The organism is Achromobacter sp. Marseille-Q0513 (assembly GCF_018195695.1).
Lineage (GTDB): Bacteria > Pseudomonadota > Gammaproteobacteria > Burkholderiales > Burkholderiaceae_B > Achromobacter.
The window spans coordinates 1-16,203 of the sequence record NZ_JAGTJY010000143.1; the positions used below are offsets into that span (position 1 = coordinate 1).

At 67.6% G+C, this 16,203-nt stretch carries 15 protein-coding genes; 10 read left to right on the forward strand and 5 right to left on the reverse strand.

From position 1 onward, the window contains the following. The first annotated feature begins 99 nt into the window (after window positions 1-99). Together KDH83_RS22900 and KDH83_RS22905 are read left to right on the forward strand one after the other, a co-directional pair. The gene (locus KDH83_RS22900; RefSeq protein ID WP_103273159.1) at window positions 100-1,044 is read left to right on the forward strand and encodes a CysB family HTH-type transcriptional regulator; all 945 of its coding nucleotides are present in this window, start codon (window positions 100-102) and stop codon (window positions 1,042-1,044) included. Between the two features lie 217 nt (window positions 1,045-1,261). Then, on the forward strand, window positions 1,262-1,591 hold the full coding sequence (locus KDH83_RS22905) for a DUF2325 domain-containing protein (RefSeq protein ID WP_103273160.1): 330 nt from the start codon (window positions 1,262-1,264) through the stop codon (window positions 1,589-1,591). A 183-nt stretch (window positions 1,592-1,774) separates the two neighbouring features. Here KDH83_RS22905 and KDH83_RS22910 read toward each other — a convergent pair whose 3' ends face one another. Continuing rightward, the gene (locus KDH83_RS22910) at window positions 1,775-2,440 is read right to left on the reverse strand and encodes a C40 family peptidase (protein ID WP_212320154.1); all 666 of its coding nucleotides are present in this window, start codon (window positions 2,438-2,440) and stop codon (window positions 1,775-1,777) included. 293 nt (window positions 2,441-2,733) lie between these two features. Between KDH83_RS22910 and KDH83_RS22915 the strand changes: the two genes are divergently transcribed. The 6 genes from KDH83_RS22915 to ltaE all read left to right on the forward strand — a co-directional run bounded on the left by KDH83_RS22915 (window position 2,734) and on the right by ltaE (window position 10,765). Next, a complete protein-coding gene (locus tag KDH83_RS22915; protein WP_212320156.1) occupies window positions 2,734-4,623 on the forward strand; it encodes a propionate--CoA ligase in 1,890 nt (629 codons plus the stop codon). After that, window positions 4,620-5,027, forward strand: a complete 408-nt coding sequence (locus KDH83_RS22920) for a heme-binding protein (RefSeq protein WP_212320159.1) — start codon at window positions 4,620-4,622, stop codon at window positions 5,025-5,027. Before KDH83_RS22915 ends, KDH83_RS22920 begins: the two co-directional genes overlap by 4 nt. After that, a complete protein-coding gene (locus KDH83_RS22925) occupies window positions 5,024-6,370 on the forward strand; it encodes an MFS transporter (protein ID WP_212320161.1) in 1,347 nt (448 codons plus the stop codon). Before KDH83_RS22920 ends, KDH83_RS22925 begins: the two co-directional genes overlap by 4 nt. A 277-nt stretch (window positions 6,371-6,647) precedes the next feature. Further along, window positions 6,648-8,627, forward strand: a complete 1,980-nt coding sequence (gene acs, locus KDH83_RS22930; protein ID WP_212320164.1) for an acetate--CoA ligase — start codon at window positions 6,648-6,650, stop codon at window positions 8,625-8,627. Between the two features lie 167 nt (window positions 8,628-8,794). Further along, the gene (locus tag KDH83_RS22935) at window positions 8,795-9,679 is read left to right on the forward strand and encodes an EamA family transporter (protein ID WP_212320166.1); all 885 of its coding nucleotides are present in this window, start codon (window positions 8,795-8,797) and stop codon (window positions 9,677-9,679) included. 75 nt (window positions 9,680-9,754) lie between these two features. Next, on the forward strand, window positions 9,755-10,765 hold the full coding sequence (gene ltaE / locus KDH83_RS22940; protein WP_212320168.1) for a low-specificity L-threonine aldolase: 1,011 nt from the start codon (window positions 9,755-9,757) through the stop codon (window positions 10,763-10,765). A gap of 54 nt (window positions 10,766-10,819) precedes the next feature. Here the strand turns inward: ltaE and KDH83_RS22945 are convergent, their stop codons facing one another. From KDH83_RS22945 to KDH83_RS22960, 4 genes are all read right to left on the reverse strand, one after another. Beyond that, entirely contained in the window at window positions 10,820-11,164 is a 345-nt protein-coding gene (locus KDH83_RS22945) for an antibiotic biosynthesis monooxygenase (RefSeq protein ID WP_103273168.1), read from the reverse strand. Then, window positions 11,161-12,261, reverse strand: a complete 1,101-nt coding sequence (locus KDH83_RS22950; protein WP_212320170.1) for a cytochrome — start codon at window positions 12,259-12,261, stop codon at window positions 11,161-11,163. The genes KDH83_RS22945 and KDH83_RS22950 overlap by 4 nt, the downstream gene beginning before the upstream one ends. A 142-nt stretch (window positions 12,262-12,403) precedes the next feature. Beyond that, entirely contained in the window at window positions 12,404-13,249 is an 846-nt protein-coding gene (locus tag KDH83_RS22955) for an NAD-dependent epimerase/dehydratase family protein (RefSeq protein ID WP_212320172.1), read from the reverse strand. Between the two features lie 2 nt (window positions 13,250-13,251). Then, entirely contained in the window at window positions 13,252-14,898 is a 1,647-nt protein-coding gene (locus KDH83_RS22960; RefSeq protein WP_212320174.1) for an electron transfer flavoprotein-ubiquinone oxidoreductase, read from the reverse strand. 112 nt (window positions 14,899-15,010) lie between these two features. On the opposite strand from KDH83_RS22960, the gene KDH83_RS22965 reads away from it, so the two are divergent. Beyond that, a complete protein-coding gene (locus KDH83_RS22965) occupies window positions 15,011-15,460 on the forward strand; it encodes an acyl-CoA thioesterase (protein ID WP_103273172.1) in 450 nt (149 codons plus the stop codon). 250 nt (window positions 15,461-15,710) lie between these two features. Further along, on the forward strand, window positions 15,711-16,203 hold a 493-nt coding region (locus KDH83_RS22970), incomplete at its 3' end, for a CoA transferase subunit A (RefSeq protein ID WP_212320175.1).

Here is a 16,203-nt window from a genome sequence, read left to right on the forward strand (position 1 = left end):
GGATAAGCGGGGACGTGTTGTGCCTAAGCTTATACTGATAAGTAATATAAAAAGCTTATCTTATTACTTATAATTGGCCCGTCTATCAGGGGCCAATTCATGAACCTGCAGCAATTTCGTTTTGTGCGTGAAACCATCCGTCGCGACTTCAACCTGACCGAAGCCGCCCGGATGCTCTACACCTCGCAGCCTGGGGTGTCGAAAGCCATCATCGAGTTCGAGGACGAACTCGGCATCAAGATCTTCGAACGGCACGGCAAGCGCATCAAGGGGCTGACCAAGCCCGGCTTGGCGGTGTCGCAGGTGATCGACCGCATCATGCGCGAAGTCGACAACCTGAAGAAGGTGAGCGACGAGTTCGCGCGTCGCGACGAAGGCGGGCTGGTGATCGCCTGCACCCACACCCAGGCGCGTTATCTGTTGCCGCGCGTGATTCCGGCCTTCCGCAAGCAATTCCCCAAGGTGCACCTGTCGCTGGCCGAGGGCAGCCCGGCGCAGCTGGCCGAGATGGTGCTGCACGAGCAGGCCGATCTGGCATTGGCCACCGAATCGCTGGCGCTGACGCCGGGCCTGGCCACGCTGCCGGTGTACGCCTGGGAGCACACGGTGGTGGTGCGTCCCGACCATCCGCTGACCGAGCTGACCTCCAGCGCCGCCAAGCGCCTGTCGCTCGCGCAACTGGCCGAGTACCCCATCGTCACCTATGACCGCGCCTTCACGGGCCGCAGCACGATCGACGAGATCTTCGCCAACCAGGGCATCCACCCCGACATCGTGCTCGAAGCCATCGACGCGGACGTGATCAAGACCTACGTCGATGTGGGCCTGGGCATCGGCATCATCGCCGGTGTGGCCTATGACCCGCGCCGCGACTCCAATCTGGTCGGCCTGCCGGTGGGGCATCTGTTCGGCACGCATACCACCCGCGTGGGCGTGAAGGCCGGCGTGTTCCTGCGTGACTATGTCTATACCTTCCTGGAGATGCTGGCGCCGTCGCTGACGCGCGCGGTGGTGACGGAAGCGGTGCAGGGCACGCCGAAATAGGCGGTCCGCCGAAGGGCGGGCCCTCATGATCAGGCGCGGCCCCGTCGGGGTGCCGCGCCTTTTTTTGTCTGCGGGAGCGTCAGGGCAGGGGGGGCTCGGCTATCCGCAATCGCTGGTCCATAAAAATAATTAAATAAGAACGGCTCTCATTTGCGTTGACTAAAAAATAGGAATCATTATCATTACATCCAGTCTCAACGACCCAGTGAGGTTAAACATGACGGCAGGACTGAGTGCAGTAGTGGTAGGCGCCGACCGACTCGGCAACATTCCCGATTTGCTCAAGGGGCACAACATCTCGATCACGCATCACATCAGCGGACGGGACCCCTCGCATCAGAAGAAGACGCTGCAGCTGCCCTCGGGCACCCAGCTGGTGATTCTGCTGACCGATTTCCTCGGTCACAACGTGATGAAGACCTTCCGCAACGCGGCGCAGCGCGGCGGCATCAGGGTCGTGGCTTGTCGCCGCTCGGTCTGCAGCATGCAGCAGGCATTGCAGCAATGCGGCCTGTGCCCGCGCGCGGGCTCGGGCACGGTGCACTGATTCCGCCGCGGTTCAGGCCGCGCGATCAGCCGCCTATAAATCAAGACTGGGGAGGCCTGCGGGCCTGCGGCGCAAAGCGCCGCGAAGAGAAATGCAAAACGCCGCCGGACTTTCGGGTCCGGCGGCGTTTTCGTATGCGTGCTTGCCGCCATGTCGCCCGAAGGGCGCGCGGCGTGTGTCGGCTTATCGGGAGGCCGCGCGGGCCGAGGCCACCATGTGGTCGTCCAGGCGGCGGGCGCCGTTGTAGCGCTTGGCCCAGTAGGCCATGGTCATGTTCTCGACGCGGACCACGCCGCCGGCGCTGGGGGAGTGGACGAAGCGGTCGTCACCCAGGTAGATGCCTACGTGCGAATAGCGGCGGCCCAGCGTGTTGAAGAAGACCAGGTCGCCGGCCTTGAGCTCGTTCTTGTTGATCGAGGTGCCGTGTTGGGCGATCTCGGCGGCGTTGCGGGGCAGTTTCAGGCCGAGCGAACGCTGGGCGGTGTACGAAACCAGGCCGCTGCAATCGAAACCGGTGTCGGGGGAGTTGCCGCCGAAGCGATAGCGGATGCCCAGGTAGGTCAGGGCTTCGCTGACCAGGGCGTTGTCGCTGTCCACGCCGGTCTGGGCCTGCTGGCGGCGTTCGCGCTTGAACTTCTGCACCACCAGCATGCCGATGGGATCATCGGCGGTGGCGACCCATTCCATCTCGTAGGGATCGATCTCGGACGTATGGGCGGTTGACTTCTGATTGGTGCTTGCACAACCCGCCAAACCCGCGACGCATGCCGCCAAGGCCAGCAACCGGATACGTCGGATTGCCTGGCCAGTGGATGAATTGAGTCGCGAGCTTACGGAGTGTCGATGCATTCGCCTGGGGAAGATGCACTGCGTTTAGCGTCGATTGCGCGCAAAAGCGCGGAAATCGGCTGATAAATACAGCGAATCAACGTTATGTTGTCTACAACTTCGCGGGGATTCTACCAAACTTTTAAGACTGGTTCGTTACTGTAACCAGCCCGGCGCCCGTGCGGCGTAGACGCGTGGCAGAATTTTTTGACCTGCGGCAAGCCTCGTGCAAGGTTTGCCCACCAGAATGACCTAAAAGCTTGAAGCAAAAAGCAATCAGCCAAAAGGCGTATGCACGATAACAGGAGACAACCATGCAAAAAACCAGGGATTTCCATTACCGATCGATACACGACCGGGACGCTTTCTGGCGTGAGCAGGCCGGCCGGGTGCATTGGGAAACGCCGTTCGAGTCCGTGCTGGACTTCTCCCGGCCGCCCTTCGCCAAGTGGTTCGTGGGCGGCAAGACCAATCTCTGTTACAACGCCGTGGACCGGTGGCTGCCCACGCAGGCGGAAGATCCGGCGCTGATCTGGGTGTCCACCGAGGTGGACCGCGAACGGGTCTATACGCGTCAGGACGTCTATGAAGAGGTCAACGCCGCCGCCGCCATGCTCAAGGAACTGGGCGTGGGACGCGGCGACCGCGTCCTGCTGTACATGCCGATGGTGCCGGAGGCTGTCTTCACCATGCTGGCCTGCGCCCGCATCGGTGCGGTGCATTCGGTGGTGTTCGGCGGCTTCGCCTCGGTCAACCTGGCGCAGCGCATCGACGATGCCGCGCCCAAGGTGATCGTGTGCACCGACGGTGGTTCGCGCGCGGGCAAGGTCGTGCCCTACAAGCCGCTGCTGGACCGGGCCCTGGGCCTGTGCAAGACGCCGCCGGCCTCAGTGGTGGTGTTCGACCGTGGGCTGGCGCCCTTCGAGCCGGTGGCGGGGCGCGACCTGGACTACGCCACGCTGCGCGCCCGGCACCAGGGCGCGCGGGTGCCGGTGGCCTGGCTGGAGTCGTCCGAACCCAGCTATATCCTGTATACCTCAGGCACGACCGGCAAGCCCAAGGGCGTGCAGCGCGACACCGGCGGCTATGCCGTGGCGTTGGCGTCTTCCATGGAGTACCTGTTCAACGGCAAGCCGGGCGACACGTATTTCTGCACCAGCGACATCGGCTGGGTGGTGGGGCACTCCTACATCATCTACGGCCCGCTGATCGGCGGCCAGGCCACCATCCTGTATGAAGGCACGCCGGTGCGGCCGGACGGCGCCATCCTGTGGAAGCTGGTGGAGCAGTACCGGGTCAACACGCTGTTCTCGGCGCCGACCGCGGTGCGCGTGCTCAAGCGCCAGGATCCGGCCCTGCTGAAAAAGCACGACCTGTCCTCGCTGCGCGCCGTATACCTGGCCGGCGAACCGCTGGACGAGCCCACCGCGCAATGGATCTCCCAGGGCCTGGGCAAGCCCATCATCGACAATTACTGGCAGACGGAATCGGGCTGGCCGATCCTGTCGGCCCAGCCCGGCGTGGAAAACGTGCCGACGCGCTTCGGCAGCCCCTCGTTCCCGGTGTATGGCTTTGACGCCCGCATCGTCAGCGAGACCACCGGCGAGGATCTCGGTCCTGACCAGAAGGGCGTGGTCGCCATCATGCCGCCCTTGCCGCCGGGCGCGATGTCCACGATCTGGGGCGACGACGAGCGCTTCGTCCAGACCTATTTCACGTCCATCCCCGGCCGCCAGGCCTATTCGACCTTCGACTGGGGGCTGGTGGACGAGGACGGCTACTGGTTCATCCTGGGCCGCACCGACGACGTCATCAACGTGGCCGGCCATCGCCTGGGCACGCGCGAGATCGAGGAATCGGTCAACAGCCACGCGGCCATCGCCGAGTGCGCCGTGGTCGGCGTGGCCGACGCGCTCAAGGGGCAGGTGGCCATGGCCTTCGCCGTGCTGAAGAATCCCGCCGGCGCCGAGACGCAGGAGGGCGCGCGGCAACTGGAAGGCGATATCATGCGGCTGGTGGAAGATCAGCTGGGAGCCGTGGCGAAGCCGGCCAGGATCCGGTTCGTGGGCGCGCTGCCCAAGACCCGGTCGGGCAAGGTGCTGCGGCGCGCGATCGTCGCCGTGTGCGAGGGACGCGATCCCGGAGACCTGACCACCATAGAAGATCCCACCGCCCTGGAACAGATTAAGGAATCGCTGCAATGAACACCAAACCCGTGCTGAGCGCCGAAGACGTCAAGAAGATCCTGGCCGCGGCCGAAGCCCATGCCCTGCAGAACAAGTGGGCGGTGACCATCGCCGTGTCGGACGACGGCGGTCACCTGCTGGGCATGCTGCGCCTGGACGGGGCGGCGCCGATCTCCTCGCACATCGCGCCGGCCAAGGCCAAGACCGCCGCGCTGGGCCGCCGCGAATCGCGCGCGTATGAAGAGATCATCAACAACGGTCGTTATTCCTTCCTGTCGGCTCCGCTGCTCGAAGGCATGCTGGAAGGCGGCGTGCCGGTCGTGGCCGATGGCCATGTGGTCGGCGCCGTTGGCGTGTCGGGCGTGAAGTCCAGCGAGGACGCCCAGATCGCCCAGGCCGGCATCGCCGCCCTGGGACTATGAGCGACAGCCGCAATACGGAGCCGCCGCAAGGCGGTTCCGGCGCCGTGGCCGCGGGGGGCGACAGCCTCCTGAATCCCGGCGTGGCCAAGCGCGAGGTCTGGGCCTGGGCCATGTATGACTTCGCCAATTCCGGCTACACCACCGTCATCCTCACGGCGGTGTTCAGCACCTATTTCGTCGGCGTGGTGGGCGCGCGCGCGTCCTGGGCCACGCTGGCCTGGACGGCGGCGCTGTCGCTGTCCTACCTGCTCATCATGCTGACCATGCCCACGCTGGGCGCCCGCGCCGACGCGCGCGCGGCCAAGCGGCGGCTGCTGTTCGCCAGCACCGTCGGCTGCGTCGGCGCCACGCTGGCGCTGACCCAGACCGGGCCGGGCGATGTCTGGCTGGCGCTGGTCGCCATCGTTATTTCGAACTACTGCTATTGCGTGGGCGAATCCGTGGTCGCGGCGTTCCTGCCGGAACTGGCCAGGCCCGCCGCGCTGGGGCGTGTGTCGGGCTGGGGCTGGAGCTTCGGCTATTGCGGCGGCATGCTGACGCTGGGACTGTCGCTGGTCGTGGTGACGCGGGCCGAGGCCCGCGGCATGACCGCCGAGCATTTCGTGCCCTGGGTCATCGTGGTCACCTGCTCGGTGTTCGCGCTGGCCGCCCTGCCGTCCTTCTTCCTGCTGCGCGAGCGCGCGCGTCCGGGCCAGGCGCAGCCCGCCATGGACCTGCTGCGGCGCCTGGCCTATGCCTGGCGCGAGACGGGCACGCACTTTCCCGAGTTCCGCCGGTTGCTGATGTGCATCGCCTGCTATCAGGCCGGCATCTCGGTGGTGATCACGCTGGCGGCGGTGTATGCCTCGGAAGTGATGGGTTTCACTACGCCGCAGATCATGCTGCTGGTCTTCACCGTGAACATCGGCGCCGCGGCCGGCGCCTTCTCGTTCGGCTACGTGCAGGACCGCATCGGCCACAAGCGCGCGCTGGCCATCACGCTGTGCGGCTGGATCCTGATGGTGCTGGTGGCCTATGCGGCCGTGACCGCGCCGGTGTTCTGGGTCGCGGCCACGCTGGCCGGCCTGTGCATGGGCACCACGCAGAGCGCGGGCCGGGCCATGACGGGGGCGCTGGCGCCGGCCGGCCGCCTGGCGGAATTCTTTTCGCTGTGGACCTTCGCCGTGCAGCTGGCCGCCGTGATCGGGCCGCTGACCTACGGTCTGGTGACCTGGGCCACCGATGGCAACCATCGGCTCGCCATCCTGGTGACCGGGCTGTTCTTCGTCGGCGGCCTGGCGCTGCTGTCGCGCGTGGACATGGCGCGCGGCCTGGCGCGCCGGGAGCAGGGCGCCGCCGTCTGAGCGACGTCAGTCGCGCCACATCGGGGCGCCGCGGCTGCTATCCTTACGAACCGTGCCCGGCGATGCCGCCGGGCACGGTTGCGCATAAGCTGTCGCTTGTCGATGCCGCCAGTCCTTTTCGCACTCCCCGCCTCGCGCATTCGCGGCCACGATGGTCCGGGCGCGAGTTCCGGCCCGCATTTTGCGTAAGGTGCCCGTAAGAGCGTGGCGATACGGTTGCGGGTGAGTAGAAAAAGAGCAGCATCAACAACAGAATCACCGATTGGAGACAAAGATCATGTCGAATGCCATTGAGTCCGTCCTGGTGGAAACCCGGGTCTTTCCGCCGCCCGAGCGCGCTTCGCAAGGCGCCTCGATTCCGAGCATGGACGCCTACAAGGAACTGTGCGCCCAGGTCGAGAACGACTTTGACGGATTCTGGGCCGGCCAGGCCCGCGCCAACCTGAAGTGGACCAAGCCTTTCACCCAGGTGCTGGATGAGTCCGACGCCCCGTTCTACCGCTGGTTCGGCGACGGCGAGCTCAACATCTCGGCCAACTGTCTGGACGTGCACCTGACCAATGGCAACGCCGACAAGACCGCGATCATCTTCGAAGCCGACGACGGCAAGGTCGACCGCGTCACCTACCGCGAACTGCTGGCCCGCGTGTGCCGCTTCGCCAATGGCCTGGCCAAGCTGGGCTACAAAAAGGGTGACCGCGCCATCATCTACATGCCCATGTCGATCGAGGCGGTGGTCGCGATGCAGGCCTGCGCGCGCCTGGGCGTGACGCACTCCGTGGTGTTCGGCGGCTTCTCGGCCAAGAGCCTGCAGGAGCGTATCGGCGACGTGGGCGCCACGCTGGTCATCACGGCCGACGAGCAGGTGCGCGGCGGCAAGGTCATCCCGCTCAAGCCGGCCGTCGAGGAAGCCATTGCCATGGGCGGCTGCGAGGCCGTCACCAAGGTGATCGTGTACCGCCGCACGGGCGGCAAGGTGCAATGGACCGAAGGCCGCGACCTGTGGATGCACGACGTCGAGGCCGGCCAGCCCGACACCTGCGAGCCGGTGCCGGTCAACGCCGAGCATCCGCTGTTCATCCTCTACACCTCGGGTTCCACCGGCAAGCCCAAGGGCGTGCAGCATTCGTCGGCGGGCTACCTGCTGTGGGCGCTGCTGACCGTGAAGTGGACCTTCGACGCGCGCAAGGACGACGTCTACTGGTGCACGGCCGACGTGGGCTGGGTCACCGGCCACACCTACATCACCTACGGTCCGCTGGCCGCCGGCCTGACCCAGGTCGTGTTCGAGGGCGTGCCCACGTATCCGAACGCCGGCCGCTTCTGGGACATGATCGCGCGCCACAAGGTCACCACCTTCTACACCGCGCCGACCGCCATCCGTTCGCTGATCAAGGCCGCCGAAGCCACGCCCGAGGCCCATCCGCGCAACTACGACCTGGATTCGCTGCGCATCCTGGGCACGGTGGGCGAGCCCATCAATCCCGAAGCCTGGATGTGGTATCACAAGCAGATCGGCCGCGAGCGTTGCCCCATCGTCGACACCTGGTGGCAGACCGAGACCGGCGGCCACATGATCACGCCGCTGCCGGGCGCCACGCCGGCCAAGCCCGGTTCCTGCACGCTGCCGCTGCCGGGCATCGCCGCCGCCATCGTCGATGAGACCGGCGCCGATGTCGCTCAAGGCAACGGCGGCTTCCTGGTCATCAAGCGCCCCTGGCCCGCGATGATCCGCAACATCTGGGGCGACCCCGAGCGCTTCAAGAAGAGCTACTTCCCGTCCGAGCTGCGCGGCTACTACCTGGCGGGCGACGGCGCTCAGCGCGACGCCGACGGCTATTTCTGGATCATGGGCCGCATCGACGACGTGCTGAACGTCTCGGGCCACCGCCTGGGCACGATGGAAGTCGAGTCGGCGCTGGTGGCGCATGAACTGGTCGCCGAGGCCGCGGTGGTGGGCCGTCCCGACGACACCACCGGCGAAGCCGTGGTGGCCTTCGTGGTGCTCAAGCGCGCGCGGCCCGAGGGCGAAGAGGCGCAGGCCATCGCCAAGCAGCTGCGCGACTGGGTGGCCAAGGAGATCGGTCCCATCGCCAAGCCCAAGGACATCCGCTTCGGCGACAACCTGCCCAAGACGCGTTCCGGCAAGATCATGCGCCGCCTGCTGCGCGTGGTCGCCAAGGGCGAGGAAATCACCCAGGACGTGTCCACGCTGGAAAACCCCGCCATCCTGGATCAATTGGCCAAGTCGCTGTAGATCCGATGCCTTCCGATCCTGCCCGCCGCCCGTCCGCATCGTGGACGAAACGGCGGGCAGGCACGGCGGCCCCCGCCGCGCGGCGGGAGCATAATGGCAGACGCCCGTAACGGTATCCGTTACGGGCGTCTTTGTTTTCCGATCCCCATCCACTTGGAGTCCCCGCAGTGAACCGCAGCAGTTTCGATCGCGCCGGCCTGGCCCTGATGTTGAGCACCATCCTGGTATGGGCGGGCAGCTGGATCGCGATGAAGCTGATCGTGCCGTACATCGGCCCCTTCGACTTCGTGGCGCTGCGCTACGTGACCGGCGCCGTCGTGCTGTTCGTGCTGGCCCTGGCCACGCGCCGGCCGCTGGCCATGCCGCCCTGGGGGCTGACGCTGCTGATCGGCTTGACGCAGACGGCCGGATTCCAGGGCTTCGTCCAGACGGCCTTGGTCTCGGGCGGCGTCGGCAAGGTATCGCTGATGGCCTATACCATGCCCTTCTGGGTGGTGCTGTTCGCCTGGTGGCTGCTGCGCGAGCGTCCCACCGTCCGGCATGCCGCCGGCATCGGGCTGGCGGCGATCGGCCTGGTCTGTTTCGTCGAGCCGTGGAACGGGCTGGGCGATATCAAGCCCGTGCTGCTGGGACTGGGCAGCGGCCTGTGCTGGGGCGTGGGCACGGTGCTGTCCAAGCGCATGTTCGAGCGCCACCGTCCCGACGTGATGGTGTTCACCGCCTGGCAGATGCTATTGGGCGGGCTGGTCATGGCGCCGGTGGCCTGGATGGTGCCGCAGATTCCGGCGCAATGGGGCTGGCAGCTGTCGCTGGGCATGGTCTACATCGTGTTCATCGCCACGGCGGCGGGCTGGCTGCTGTGGCTGCAGGTGGTGCGCCGGGTGCCCGCGTCCATCGCGGGCCTGTCCAGCCTGGGCGTGCCGGTGGTGGCCATGCTGCTGGCCTGGGCGCTGCTGTCCGAGCGACCCAGCGGCGCCGAGCTGGCGGGCATGGCGTTGATCCTGGCCGGCATCTGGGTCGTGAGCCGCGCCGCGCCGCCGGGCAAGGAATGAACCCGGCCGCTGCCACTCCCCGCTGGCGCGCAGTTCCCTGTTTTAAGAATCCGCATTCCGTACCAAGGTGCTTCCATGATTGATTTGCGCAGCGACACCGTCACCCGGCCTACGGCCGCCATGCTCCAGGCCATGATGGCCGCGCCGGTGGGCGACGACGTGATGGGCGACGATCCCAGCGTCAACCGCCTGCAGGCGGCCGTGGCCGAGCGCGCCGGCAAGGAGGCGGGGCTGTTCTTCCCGTCCGGCACGCAAAGCAACCTGGCCGCGCTGATGGCGCATTGCGAGCGCGGCGACGAATACCTGGTGGGCCAGCTCGCGCATACCTACCGCTACGAAGGCGGCGGCGCGGCGGTGCTGGGCAGCATCCAGCCCCAGCCCATCGAGCATGCCGAGGATGGCACGCTGCCGCTCGAGCGGCTGGCCGAGGCCGTCAAGCCCAAGGGCGATCCGCATTACGCGCGCACGCGCCTGCTGGCGCTCGAGAACACCTTCCACGGCAAGCTGATTCCCGCCGCGTACATCGAGGCGGCCAGCGCCTGGGCGCGGGGGCTAGGCCTGGGCGTGCATCTGGACGGGGCGCGCGTGTTCAATGCCGCCGTCGCCAGCGGCCGACCGCTGGCCGAGCTGTGCGCGCCGTTCGATACCTGTTCCATCTGCTTTTCCAAGGGGCTGGGCGCGCCGGTGGGCTCGGTGCTGGTCGGCAGTCGCGCCTTGATCGAGTGCGCGCTGCGCTGGCGCAAGATGCTGGGCGGCGGCCTGCGCCAATCCGGCGTGCTGGCGGCCGCCTGCCTGTACGCGCTGGAGCACAACGTCGAACGGCTGGCGCAGGATCATGAGCATGCGCGCCTGCTGGCCGAAGGGCTGCGAGGCATCGCGGGCCTGCGGGTGTTGTCGCAGGATACGAACATGGTGTTCGTCGAGTTCGAGCCGTCGCGCTGCGACGCGCTGAACGCGGGCGTGGCGGCGGACGGCATCCTGATGCGCGCCGTCTACGGCGGCTCGACGCGGCTGGTGACGCACCTGGACGTGTCGGCCGACGACGTGCGGCGCGTGGTGGCCTCGGTGGCGCGGCATCTGGCCTGAGACCGACAGCCTTGGATGGCCGTGCGTGGCGTCAAGCGAGCCTGACGAGCCGCTTCAGCCGTGCCGTTCGCGGCTGTCGCCCGGCGCTTCGTCGCGCCGCGCCATGCCATAGTCGCGCAGCACCTGCGCCACGCGCAGCCGATAGTCCTGGAACACGCCGCCACGGCCGGCGGCCTGCGCGCGGCGGTGCGATTCCAGCGAGCGCCAGCGGCGCACGGCGTCCTCATCGCGCCAGAACGATAGCGACAGCAGCTTGCCCGGCGTACTCAGGCTCTGGAAACGTTCGACGGAAATGAAGCCGTCGATTGCCTTCAGTTCGTCGATCAGGGTGGCGGCGATGTCCAGATAGGGCTTGGGGTCGCCCTGGGCGGGTTCGACTTCGAAGATCACGGCGATCATGGGTGTGCGTCCTTGGCGCAGTCAAACAGGGGAAGGCGGGCGTTGGGCAGCGGCCGGTAGCGATGGCTCGCGGCCAGGGCGGGCGCGTCGGCGCCGGCGCGCAGCAGATGGGCCAGCGCGCCCGCCGCATGGCGGCGCGCCAGGTCCTGGCCGGGACAGGCGTGGCCCAGCGCGCCGAAGGTCCAGGGCGTGTCGGGTTGCGCGAGGGCGGCGGCGGCCAGCACCAGCAGCACGGTCTGCCCGGCGGGGATGCGCTGGCCGTCGACGGTGATCTCGTCGGCCAGGAAGCGCCGGGTGTTGTGTATCGGCGGATCAATGCGCAGCGTTTCGGCGACCAGTTCGCGCGCCGCGTCCGGGGGCGGCGCCTGCCGCAGGCCGCGCCGGCCGGCCAGCACCAGCGCATTGCCGAGCAGGGCCGCGCCCGCTTCGCACGACTGGAACAGCAGCCCGGCCAGGTTGGCGGCCAGCAGGTCCATGCCGATGCCGGCCTGGGCGCAGTCCTGCTGCAACCGGCGCAGCGTTTCGCCGGCCTGGGGCGCGTGCAGATAGGCCAGCATGCGCGCCTGCAGGCGCTCGGCGGCGCGGTGGGCGCGTTCGATGCGCGCGGCGTCGGCCGTGGCGGGCAGCGCCGCGATAAAGTCCGCGATGTCGGTCGCGCATGCACCGTGCACGTCCGGCGGCAGGCCCATGAAGGCCGCCTGCGCATACACCGGCGCGAGAGTCAGGTAGCGGTCCACGCCGGCCGCGTCGATACGCGGCAGCGGCCAGGCGCCGTCCAGGTCCGGCGCGGGTTGGCTGTCGATGTAGGCGCGCAACAGCGTCTTGAGCCTGGCGTGTTCGGCGCTGTCGTTCATCCGGACATAGCGGCCGAACAGCGCGCCAGCGGGGCCGGGACACAGGCCGCGCGGCACGGGTTCGGCGGGCGGCCGGACGCGGGCGGCGGGATGCGCGAGCACCTGCGTGATGGCCTGCGGACTGCTGGCGACCCACAGGTTCAGTGTGTCGTCGTGGTACAGCGGACGCTCGCGCGCCAGCGCGGCGTAGTAGGGATAGGGATCGGCGTGGGTGACGGCGGCGATGGGATCGGTGGGCGGCATGGCGCGGGATCGTGATGGAACGAGCCGCCAGTATCCCGGTTCGTCGCGGGGCATGATTCGATGGGGAACGAACCATGCATGCGCTTGCAAGCGAACACCGGACGAGCCGTGCGCGCCAGGGCATGGCGCGCGGGACGAGGACTCAGGCGCGTCCGTTGTCGGCCAGCAGCGCCGCATAGCCGGGTCGCGAGTCCGGCCACTGCAGGCGCAGGCCGCTGGCGCGCAGCCGCGCGTTGCTGAGTTTCTTGCTGCCCACATTGGCGGGCGCGGGGGCGATGCGTGGCGCGGGCGCGCCGATGATGCGCGCCAGGTCGGCGTACAGCTCATGTAGCGGCAGCGGCGTATCGTCGCAGCCGATGTACACGGGCGCGACGGCGGGCAGCAGGGCCAGATGCGCGACGGCCTCGGCGGCGTCATCGATGTGGATGCGGTTGGCCCAATGCGGGGGTTCGACGGGCGCGCCGGCCTGGCCCGCGCGCAGCCGCTCGATCAGCTGCAGCCGACCCGGGCCATACAGGCCGGCCAGTCGCAGCGCCGTGGCGGATTCGGGCCGGGCTGCGAGCAATGCCTCGGCTTCCAGCAGGATGCGGCCGTTGAAGCCTTGCGGCGCGGGCGGCGTGTCTTCGTCGACCCAGCCGCCTTGGTGTTCGCCATAGACGGCGCTGGACGACACGAACACGATGCGTTGCAGATGGGAGGCGTCCAGCGCGCCGAGCACATTGCGCAGGCCGTCGACGAACACGCCGCGATAGACGGCTTCGTCGCGCGCGCCTGGGGCGGGCAGGAAGATCAGGCGGGTGATGCCGGCGGGCAGGACGGGGATGCCGTCGGGCCGGGAGATGTCGCCGCGCAGCCAGGCGATGCCGTCCGCGTCGTCAGCGGGCGGCTGGCGCCGCAGGGCATGGACTTCCACGCCCTGGGCCCGCAGCCGCCGCGCGGCGCGCAGGCCCAGGTCGCCGCAGCCGATGAGCAGCGCACGCTCGGCCATGCTCACATGCCGCTGTAGACGGGGCCTTCGCCGCCCTGCGGGGCGACCCAGACGATGTTCTGGGTGGGGTCCTTGATGTCGCAGGTCTTGCAGTGCACGCAGTTCTGCGCGTTGATCTGCAGGCGGTCGTCGCCGTGGTCGTCCTTGACGAACTCGTACACGCCGGCCGGACAGTAGCGCGATTCCGGGCCGCCGTACTTGGCCAGGTTGACCTGCACCGGCACCGCCGGATCCTTCAGCGTCAGGTGCACCGGCTCGTTCTCATCATGGTTGGTGTTCGAGATGAACACCGAGCTGAGCTTGTCGAACGTGAGCTTGCCGTCGGGCTTGGGGTAATCGATGCGCGCGCATTGCGAGGCCGGCTGCAGGCTGGCGTGGTCGGGCTTGCTGTTGCGCAGCGTCCAGGGGAAGTTGCCCTTGAGCACCAGCTGCTCGATGCCGGTCATGACGGTGGCGACGGTGCGGCCCTTCTTGAACCATTGCTTGAAGTTGCGCGCCTTGTTCAGCTCGTCGTGCAGCCACGAGGACTTGAACGCGGCCGGGTAGGCGGACAGCTCGTCCTGGCGCCGGTCGGCCAGCACCGCGTCGAACGCGGCGTCGGCGGCCAGCATGCCGGTCTTGATGGCGGCATGGCTGCCCTTGATGCGCGAGGCATTGAGGAAGCCGGCCTCGCAGCCGACCAGCGCGCCGCCGGGCACGGTGAGCTTGGGCAGGGCCAGCAGGCCGCCCGCCGTGATGGCGCGCGCGCCGTAGGCGATGCGCTTGCCGCCCTCGAAGGTGCCGCGGATGGCGGGGTGGGTCTTGTAGCGCTGGAACTCGTCGAACGGCGACAGCCAGGGATTGGCGTAGTCCAGGCCGACGATCAGGCCGACCGCCACCAGGTTGTTGTCCAGGTGATAGAGGAAGGAGCCGCCGTAGGTGTCGGCGTCCAGCGGCCAGCCGGCGGTGTGGATGACCAGGCCGGGCTTGGACTGGGACGGATCGATTTCCCACATTTCCTTGATGCCGATGCCGTAGGACTGGGCGTTGCGGCCGTCGTCGAGCTTGAAGCGCTCGATCAGCTGGCGGCCCAGCTGGCCGCGCGCGCCTTCGGCAAACACCGTATAACGCGCGTGCAGCTCCATGCCGGGCTGGTAGTGATCGGTGTGGCTGCCGTCGCGGGCCACGCCCATGTCGCCGGTGGCCACGCCGCGCACGGCGCCTTGTTCGTCGTACAGCACTTCGACCGCGGCGAAGCCGGGGAAGATGTCCACGCCCAGCGCCTCGGCCTGTTCGCCCATCCACTTGACCACCTCGCCCAGGCGGACGATGTAGTTGCCTTCATTGTGGAAACAGGGCGGCAGCAGCCAGTTGGGCGTGACGCGGGCGCCGGTCTCGCTCAGGAACATGAACTTGTCCTGCGTGACCGGCACGGTCAGCGGCGCGCCCTTTTCCTTCCAGTCGGGGATGAGCTCGGTCAGGGCCAGCGGATCCATGACCGCGCCGGACAGCGTGTGCGCGCCCAGTTCGGCGCCTTTCTCCAGGACGCAGACGCCGATTTCCTGGCCCTTGTCGGCGGCCAGCTGCTTCAGGCGGATGGCGGTGGCCAGGCCGGCAGGTCCGCCGCCGACCACGACCACGTCATATTCCATCGACTCGCGTTCAGACATTTGCAAAGCTCCCCGTATGTATCCCATGTATGGCTGGAAGTATTATCAACGATTGTATTGCAGCCGGAGGCGGTGCCGCCTTCGCATTTCCTATAGCCATCAGGAGTAATTGGTGAACCCGGACACGCTGTCTGCGCGGATTCTTGCGGTGGGCGATACCCACCAGGTGGATCTGCCCCTGCGTTGGGGCGATTCGGACGCGCTCAACCATCTCAACAACACGCTGTATTTCCGTCTCATGGAAGAGGCGCGCATGCGAATCCTGTACGACGCGGGCTTCGAATTGCCGGCCAACGACGGCGCCATCCTGGCGCACGCGTCCTGCGATTTCCTGCGCCCGCTGACCTATCCGGCCACCGTGCGAGTGACCCATACCGTGACCCGCATCGGTCGTTCCAGCGCCGAATTCGAACTGCTGCTGGAAAAGGTCGGCGACGATGCCGGCCCCTACGCGCGCGGCCGCAATGTGCTGGTCTGGATGGATTACGTGGCCAATACGTCCGCCCCGTGGCCGCCTGAAGTGCTGGCCAAGATGGCCACGCAGTTCCAGCCTGCGGCCTGAGGCGCGTCCGGGCTTTCCCTGCGCGCGCATTCGCCGGCCAAGCCGGTAGAATCTGGCGCAGGATCACAATAGCAATAAGGGGCGCGCCATAGCCAGGCGCCGCGTTCCGGCAGGCAGTCGCGCCGGAGCCGGGCCGATGGCAGCGCTCCAGGAAAAGACAGGGCCCGTCACGGGCTCCGGACCTGCCGACGGCAGGCGCCGGGCCAGGGCAGGGCGCTACTTCGGTTAGACCCAAACAGGAGTTGGAGCGATGGACAAAGTTTATGCAAGCGCCCAGGAGGCGCTGGCAGGCATCGTCAAGGACGGCCAGATGATCGCCGTGGGCGGTTTCGGCCTGTGCGGCATTCCGGAAGCGCTGATCGCGGCGCTGCGCGATTCGGGCGTCAAGGACCTGACCTGCGTGAGCAACAACGCCGGCGTGGACGGTTTCGGCCTGGGCCAGCTGCTGAACACGCGGCAGGTGCGCAAGATGATCGCGTCCTACGTGGGCGAGAACAAGGAATTCGAGCGCCAGTACCTGTCGGGCGAGCTGGAGCTGGAATTCACGCCGCAGGGCACGCTGGCCGAGAAGCTGCGCGCCGGCGGCGCCGGCATCCCGGCCTTCTTCACCCGCACGGGCGTGGGCACCATCGTGGCCGACGGCAAGGAGATCCGCGAGTTCGACGGCCAGCAGTACGTGATGGAGCGTTCGCTGACGCCGGACGTGTCGCTGGTCAAGGCGCACATCGCCGACCGCAGCGGCA